We start from the raw sequence: 7,564 nt of genomic DNA, 5'->3' as shown, positions 1-7,564 counted from the left end.
CTTTGATAAATCTAGTGATGATGGCGTAGAGGAAACACTCCTTTCCATTCCGAACAGGAAAGTTAAGCTCTACAGCGCCGATGGTACTGCATGGGAGACTGTGTGGGAGAGTAGGACGTTGCTAGGTTTTTTGTTTTGGCTCGATAGCTCAGTCGGTAGAGCAGAGGACTGAAAATCCTCGTGTCCCTGGTTCGATTCCTGGTCGAGCCACCAGGAAAAAGCACTAACTTATGTTAGTGCTTTTTGTTTTACAAAAAATAATATTAAAAACCTACTAATATTTTAATTAGTAGGTTTTTAGATTTAAATTATAAAGATGCAAGTACTTCTTCGATATGGCCCTTAACTTTAACTTTTCTGAATTCATGCATAAGAATTCCTTCTTCATTGATTATAAAAGTACTTCTTTCAATTCCTAAAACTTTTTTACCGTACATATTTTTTTCTTTAATTACATCATACAATGAGCAAATAGCCTTATCTTCATCAGCTAATAGTATAAAAGGAAGACCAAATTTGGTGATAAATCTATCGTGAGATTTTAGGTTGTCCTTACTAATACCTATTACTACAGCATTTTTATTCTGAATACTAGTATAGTTATCCCTAAAGTCACATGCTTCAGTAGTACAACCAGGAGTATTATCTTTAGGATAGAAGTATAATATAACCTTCTTACCTCTATAATCACTTAGTTTATGTTCTTTCCCATCCGATCCCATCAGAGTGAAATCAGGAGCTAATTCATTTATATTAATCATAAAAAGCACCTCCAATATATTATAAAATATTATATAATAATTATTATTAATTATCAAGAGTATTTATAGTAATTATTATTAATAATAAGTTGTGATTAAGGGAAGATACTGTTAAAATGTAGGTATACTAATTTATATATATGAAGGAGATAAACGATGGAAAATAAGGTATTAGCAGTAGTTGCAGGAAATGAAGTAACTGATAGGGACTTAGATGCAATAATAATGAGATATCCAGAAGATAAGAGAATGTATTTCAATAATGAACAAGGCAAGAAACAACTTTTAGAGCAAACAATAGCATTTGAATTAATGAATAAGTTTGGAGAAGAGATTGAGCTTGATAAGACAGTAGAATATAAAGAAACTGTAAATAACTTAGCAAAAGAAATCCTTACTCAAATGACAATAAATAAAATATTATCAGAAGTAACAGTTACTGATGATGAAGTAAAGAAATTCTTTGAAGATAATAAAGAAAAATTCCAAGAAGCAGCAACAGTGTCAGCAAAGCATATATTAGTGGAAAATGAAGAAGAAGTAAAGAATATAAAGAAAGAAATAGATGCAGGAACTTTAACATTTGAAGAAGCTGCAATGAAATATTCAACTTGTCCATCAAAGGAACAAGGTGGTAATCTTGGAGCATTCGGCAGAGGGATGATGGTTCCTGAGTTTGAAGAAGAAGCTTTCAATTTAGAAATAGGAAAAGTAAGTGAACCAGTTAAAACTCAATTTGGATATCATTTAATCCTTGTTGAAGCTAAGAATGAAGCAAAAGAAAAATCTTTTGATGAAGTTAAAGACATGGTAACTGCACAATTAATTCAAGAAGCACAACAAAAGAAATATATTGATGTTGTTATGGAATTAGAAAAGAAATATGGTGTAGATAGAAAGTAATAAAAACTCCCGTTATGGGAGTTTTTTTATTATAGTATTTCATGAAAATTCAATATATATTTATCAGCAATATTTATTAATTCAGCATTTTGATATTCTGCAAATTTATCATAGATAGCAACTATCTTCATATTTGCTAATTTAGCTCCTTTAACGGCTTCTAATATATCTTCGAATACAATACATTCCCTAGGAATAGTATCCAATTTATTAGCAGCTAATAGATAAACATCAGGATTATTTTTACCTTTTTTAGCCTCATCTGTAGTTGTTATAGCATCAAAGTAATCATATATACCAACACAACGCAATCCAGCCTCTAGTAAAGGGGTAGAGTTACTAGTAGCTAGTCCAATTTTAATGCCGGACTTTTTAAGGTACTGTAATAATTCAAGTGCTCCATCCTTTAAAGTTACACTTTCTGTATAGTGCTTAAGGGCCATATTGTGCCATGTATCTAAAATAGAATCTATTGAATCAGTTAAATTAAATCTATTTTTAAAATAATGCGCAGTTTCTTGGAAACTTAAGTGATTTATCTCATCTTTTAAGTTCTTAGGCATATCAAAGCCTTTATCTTTTAAAAAATCAACGTCAATTTTTTCCCAAATCCACATTGAATCAATTAGTGTTCCATCTAAATCAAAAATTGCTGCTTTTATATCTTTTAACATTTGTCACCTCTGAAATATTTTAAGAATTTACTATAAGTATATAAATATAATAGCCTAAAGTAATAGAAAAAGAAACATAAGGAAATTATTATTTAATCATTGGTAGAATAAAAGAATCAAAAAATCATGGTTAAATTATATATAGATAAATAAATTTAATAAAAAGAGTAAATACTATTTCAATAGGGTTTATAAGGGAGATAAGAATATGGTTATAGTATTTATCTGTTTATATGTAATTGCGCTAGTAATGATATATTCTTTATGTAGGGCGGCAGGAAAGGAAGATAAGTTTAGGAATAAATAAAAATAGGGTAAAGAAAAAGGTAGACTTAAAAGTCTACCTTTTTTACTGGTCGGGGTGACAGGTCTCGAACCTGCGACCTCATGGTCCCAAACCATGCGCGCTACCATCTGCGCCACACCCCGTAGTACAAGTATAATTATATATTGTTGAAATGGCATTGTCAAATATATCTTTGTGAAATATAGATGTAAAGAAATATGATGAAATTATTTACATAAAGTAGAATTAAGAAGAATATAAAAGCATATGGTAAGTATACAAAGGTAGTAAAGGATAATGAAATGTATAAATCTTAAATTAGAATCAATTACCGTTGTGGCTTCCCCCTATAGATGTTATAATTTAAAGTGTGATTCTATTAAAATGACGAAATACAGGAGGGGAGGAGTGGTCAAAAGACCATATATATTATGAAAAATAAAATTTTAGCTGCAATTATAGCAGGAGTAATAGTTCTTAGTACTGTAATGCCAGCAATGCCAGTAAGTGCTACACCGGCAAGTCAAGAGCTACAAGAAGTACAAAATAAGCAAAAAGAATTAGAAAAGAAGCTTGCGGAACTTAGAGAAAAGGTACAAGTTTTAGATAATCAAATAAGTCCACTAGCTGAGAAGATTAATAAGAATAATAATGAAATATCGAATATAAATAAAGAAATAGATAATACGAAGAAGGAAATAGAGCAATCAAAGGTAGATATATCTGAAAAGGAGCAGGTCTTAGGGGAAAGACTTAGAGAACTTTATAAATCAGGTGGACAAACTAGTTACATATCTTTAATATTTAGTGCAGATAGTTTTAGTGATTTAATAAGTAAAGTTGATTCAGCTAGTAGGCTTGTAAAACTAGATAAGAAAGTTGTACAAGAACTTGTAGAAAAAAAGGACAAGCTAGATGAAAAAATAGGTTCTTTAGAGGATAAGAGTAAGGAAATTGCCAAGATTAATGAAGATACTGAAAAGCAAAAAGAAGAATTAGATGTAAAGAAAGCTGAAATACAACCTGTTCTTAATGAAGCTAATGCAGCAGCAGAGGAATATGCAAGAGAAAACTTAATACCTATGGAAAGAAGTATGGTTAAGTCACAAGTTGATATTTGTATGGATTCTAATAGCTCATTAGATCAGCTTAAAAGTGCTGTGAGCCAATTAAGAGCAATTAGAAGTGCTAATCAAATAAAGAGTCCTGTCGTTGATAAGGAAGTGGTTGATGCAATAGAGAATGCTAAGAAACTTATTAAGCAAAAGGAAGATCAAGCATCAGCGCCTAACAGAGGTGATGGAGTTACAGCAAATGCAACTCAAGCAGCTATATTAGATGAGGCATATAGACATTTAGGTAAGCCATATCTATGGGCTGGAAAAGGACCAAATAGTTTTGACTGTTCAGGTTTTACTTCATATGTTTATAGACGTGTTACAGGCATTGAAATAGGAGGATCAACATATTCACAAATAAATGCAGGTAGAGAGGTATCGCAATCTGAATTACAGCCAGGAGACTTAGTATTCCCGCATTCAGGTCATGTTGGTATATATGTTGGTAATGGACAAATGATTCACGCACCACAGACTGGAGATGTAGTTAAAGTATCATCAGTATATAAGTTCTGGAGAGCAAGAAGAATACTTAATTAAAATTATGGAGAGCAGAAATGCTCTCTTTTTTTGATATTATTTAATTTAAAGAAAATATTAAGGAATACATAAAATCAGATATCTAAAAAGGTGCAGGATAGGCTTTTAGTTAAAATTACAGATTAGTAATAGCTATAAAATAACCTTGTAATTTGTTACTTATGAAATATTAATGTATAATAATATTTATTATTTTTGTGAGGTAATTAATATGAATGAAGTTAAGATATATGAAGATGAAGCTATTGATGATTTACAACTTAATGGTTTGAAACTTATTCAAAAAAATGATGCTTTTAGGTTTGGAGTAGATGCAGTATTATTATCATATTTTGCAAATGTGAAAAAGAACTTTAGGGTTATAGATTTATGTAGTGGAACAGGCATATTACCATTTCTTATGTTAGGAAAATATTCGCCAAAAGAAATACTTGGAATTGAGATACAAGATGAGATGACAGAGATGGCTAATAGAAGCACAAAGCTTAATTCTGTGGAAGATAAAGTTAAATTTATTACAAGAGATTTAAAGGATATAGATTTCCTTAAAACTCTTGGAAGATTTGATGTATTAACTGTTAATCCACCATATAAGCTTAATAGTGCAGGTATAGTTAACCCATCAGATAAGTTAGCAATAGCAAGACATGAGGTAATGTGCAATTTAGAGGATGTTATAGCTGCTTCTAGGGTGCTTTTGAAAGATAATGGAAGAATGTATATGGTTCATAGACCAGAACGCTTAGCAGACATTATAACGCTTATGAGAAAATATAAGATTGAACCTAAGAGAATAAGAATGGTCCATCCTAATACAAAGAAGGCACCTAATATAGTATTAGTGGAAGGTCAAAGAGATGGTGGAAGCTTCTTGAAATGGGAGGCACCGTTATATGTTTATAATGATAATGGTGGTTATAGCGACGAAATAAATCAGATTTATGGGAGGCATGAACTATAATGAGTATAGGAAAACTTTATTTAGTACCAACGCCTATAGGCAATTTAAAGGATATTACATTAAGAGCATTAGAGGTATTAAAAGCAGTAGATATTATTGCAGCAGAAGATACAAGACAAACATTGAAGTTACTAAATCATTTTGAAATAAAAAAAACACTTATAAGTTATCATCAGCACAATGAACAAGGTAAGAGTAATGAAATTATAGATAGGCTTAAGGAAGGTCAGAGTATTGCTATAGTAACGGATGCAGGAACCCCTGGAATATCAGATCCAGGTGCAGTTATAGTTAGTAAATGTATAGAAGAAGAGATAGATTTTGATGTGCTACCAGGTGCGACAGCTATTACAACAGCCTTAGTTTATTCTGGATTAGATACAACAAGATTTATATTTAGAGGGTTTATACCGAGAGAGACAAAGGACAGAAAGATACTTTTGGAAGAGATAAGGGAAGTAAGAGAATCAATAATTTTTTATGAATCTCCCCATAGATTACTAAGTACTCTTTCATTGCTATATGAAAGTTTAGGCAATAGAAGAATAGCTGTATGTAGAGAATTAACAAAGCTGCATGAAGAAATCAAAAGAGGTACATTAGAAGACGTAATAGAGTTCTTTGAAGATAAGGGGCCAAGAGGTGAATTTGTATTAGTATTAGAAGGTAAACAACAGAATGAAATAGATAAAGAAAATAAACAGAAATGGGAAGGGCTAAGTATAGAAGAGCATATAATAAATTTAATAGATGAAGGGCTATCTAAGAAGGATGCTATTAAAAGGGTAGCAAAAGAAAGAGGACTTCCTAAAAATGAAGTTTATAAGCACTCAATGAATATTTAAATATAGAAAAGGTACCTCTAGGGGATAGAGGTACCTTTTTAGAGAATATAGGGGATATATTCTCTATGTAATATAATTTAATTACTTACTAGCTCTCATTTCTTCTAAGCAGTTTTTGCAGATGTTCTTACCTTTGTAGTTAATAACATCTCTAGCATCTCCACAGAAGATACAAGCTGGTTCATATTTCTTTAATATTATTTGCTCTCCATCTACATAGATTTCTAAAGCATCCTTTTCAGCTATGTCTAGAGTTCTTCTTAACTCTATTGGGATTACTATTCTTCCTAATTCATCTACTCTTCTTACTACACCTGTTGATTTCATAAAGTTTCCTCCTTGATTTTTGCATCTTTCGACAATTTACTATGCTATGTTACCAAAATTGTAATTTAAAGTCAACCTTAAATTCAAATTTAATTTAATAAATTACAAATTTCACTATAAAACTATGTTATATATAGAATATACTACCATAAATTAGAATTGTCAATAGTTTACAATTAAAAAAATAAAAATTATTTTTAAATTAAGAATGGCTTGTCTACATTGTTTGATTAATATATATAGGAATTATAATCTAACGGATGAAAAATATAAAGAGAAAAATAAGCAAAAACTGTTAATTGTAAAATGTAGAATAAGAGTCTATAGTTAATTGATTTGTCGAAAAATGAATAAAAAATATACTATTATGTAGATAATATTATGGATATTATCTAAGTAAAAAATATAAGTGGAAAATGAATAAAAAACATTATAATGGTAAAAATAACTTGTAATAAGTTTTTATTTACTATATAATATAATAAAATAATAAAAAATAAAGGTGGAATATATATGGGCAAAAAGCTTGATTCTAATTATATTAAAGGGTTAGCTGAAGAAATGTCTAAGAGTAGTATGATTTCATATGGAGATTTACCACAATATGATTTATTCTTATCACAAGTTATAGATTTTCTTAATGATAAATTTACTGATGATAAATATACAAACAATATAGTTCAAAACTATATTAAGAGTGAAGTTATAACAAAACCTGAGGATGGCAAAAAAAGAGGCTATACCAAATTACACTTAGTTCAATTGGTTTTATTAAGTTATATGAGACCAGTTTTAACGACAGAAGAAATTAAAAAGGTATTTAGCCTAGCTTTTAATGAAATTAATGATAGAGATGATGATATTATTTCTTGGGAATCTGCCTATAAGGTATTTGCAGAAATTCAACAAGAGAGTTATGATTCATTTTTAACTAATCCTATAGGGGATGAAGGAAAGTTAGATGAGCTAATGAAAAACTTTGATTTAGATGAAGGCGATGAAGAAAGAATAAGAATATTTATTCTGGTTATTTCTCTAGTAGCTCAAGCAAGTGTAATTAAAAAATTAGTACAAAAAATAGCAAATGAGTATCATGCGGAATAGGAGAAATTTTTCTCCTATTTTTTACGCTATAAAAAATATAATTGG

At 29.9% G+C, this 7,564-nt stretch carries 8 protein-coding genes, 2 tRNA genes and 1 rRNA gene; 7 read left to right on the top strand and 4 right to left on the bottom strand.

From position 1 onward, the window contains the following. Nucleotides 1-10: 10 nt before the first annotated feature. Nucleotides 11-127: ribosomal RNA gene (rrf, locus tag ACSYT2_RS17605) — 5S ribosomal RNA — on the top strand. A gap of 10 nt (nucleotides 128-137) precedes the next feature. Then, nucleotides 138-213 (top strand) — tRNA-Phe (locus ACSYT2_RS17600). A gap of 95 nt (nucleotides 214-308) precedes the next feature. Here ACSYT2_RS17600 and bcp read toward each other — a convergent pair. Next, entirely contained in the window at nucleotides 309-761 is a 453-nt protein-coding gene (gene bcp, locus ACSYT2_RS17595; RefSeq protein ID WP_430857043.1) for a thioredoxin-dependent thiol peroxidase, read from the bottom strand. A gap of 156 nt (nucleotides 762-917) precedes the next feature. On the opposite strand from bcp, the gene ACSYT2_RS17590 reads away from it, so the two are divergent. After that, nucleotides 918-1,664, top strand: a complete 747-nt coding sequence (locus ACSYT2_RS17590) for a peptidylprolyl isomerase (RefSeq protein WP_430857042.1) — start codon at nucleotides 918-920, stop codon at nucleotides 1,662-1,664. A gap of 29 nt (nucleotides 1,665-1,693) precedes the next feature. Here the strand turns inward: ACSYT2_RS17590 and ACSYT2_RS17585 are convergent, their stop codons facing one another. Further along, nucleotides 1,694-2,338: an HAD family hydrolase gene (locus tag ACSYT2_RS17585; protein WP_438385308.1), complete on the bottom strand. Its 645-nt coding sequence runs from the start codon at nucleotides 2,336-2,338 to the stop codon at nucleotides 1,694-1,696. 353 nt (nucleotides 2,339-2,691) lie between these two features. After that, nucleotides 2,692-2,767: transfer RNA gene (locus ACSYT2_RS17580), tRNA-Pro, on the bottom strand. A gap of 288 nt (nucleotides 2,768-3,055) precedes the next feature. Between ACSYT2_RS17580 and ACSYT2_RS17575 the strand changes: the two genes are divergently transcribed. The 3 genes from ACSYT2_RS17575 to rsmI all read left to right on the top strand — a co-directional run bounded on the left by ACSYT2_RS17575 (nucleotide 3,056) and on the right by rsmI (nucleotide 6,088). After that, nucleotides 3,056-4,282, top strand: a complete 1,227-nt coding sequence (locus ACSYT2_RS17575; RefSeq protein ID WP_430857040.1) for a C40 family peptidase — start codon at nucleotides 3,056-3,058, stop codon at nucleotides 4,280-4,282. A gap of 211 nt (nucleotides 4,283-4,493) precedes the next feature. After that, nucleotides 4,494-5,243 (top strand): tRNA1(Val) (adenine(37)-N6)-methyltransferase, encoded by a 750-nt coding sequence (locus tag ACSYT2_RS17570; RefSeq protein WP_430857039.1) that lies wholly within the window; start codon nucleotides 4,494-4,496, stop codon nucleotides 5,241-5,243. Further along, nucleotides 5,243-6,088 (top strand): 16S rRNA (cytidine(1402)-2'-O)-methyltransferase, encoded by an 846-nt coding sequence (gene rsmI / locus ACSYT2_RS17565; protein WP_430857038.1) that lies wholly within the window; start codon nucleotides 5,243-5,245, stop codon nucleotides 6,086-6,088. Before ACSYT2_RS17570 ends, rsmI begins: the two co-directional genes overlap by 1 nt. Nucleotides 6,089-6,169: 81 nt before the next feature. Here the strand turns inward: rsmI and ACSYT2_RS17560 are convergent, their stop codons facing one another. After that, the gene (locus ACSYT2_RS17560) at nucleotides 6,170-6,415 is read right to left on the bottom strand and encodes an AbrB/MazE/SpoVT family DNA-binding domain-containing protein (protein ID WP_430857037.1); all 246 of its coding nucleotides are present in this window, start codon (nucleotides 6,413-6,415) and stop codon (nucleotides 6,170-6,172) included. A gap of 513 nt (nucleotides 6,416-6,928) precedes the next feature. Between ACSYT2_RS17560 and ACSYT2_RS17555 the strand changes: the two genes are divergently transcribed. Then, entirely contained in the window at nucleotides 6,929-7,519 is a 591-nt protein-coding gene (locus tag ACSYT2_RS17555; protein ID WP_430857036.1) for a DUF1836 domain-containing protein, read from the top strand. Nucleotides 7,520-7,564: the final 45 nt, after the last annotated feature.

The sequence above is a fragment of the Clostridium zhoujianii genome (assembly GCF_051590805.1).
In the GTDB taxonomy this organism is placed as follows: domain Bacteria; phylum Bacillota; class Clostridia; order Clostridiales; family Clostridiaceae; genus Clostridium.
The sequence above is the reverse complement of the archived record's forward strand: the minus strand, read 5'-3'. Positions and strand labels throughout refer to the sequence as shown.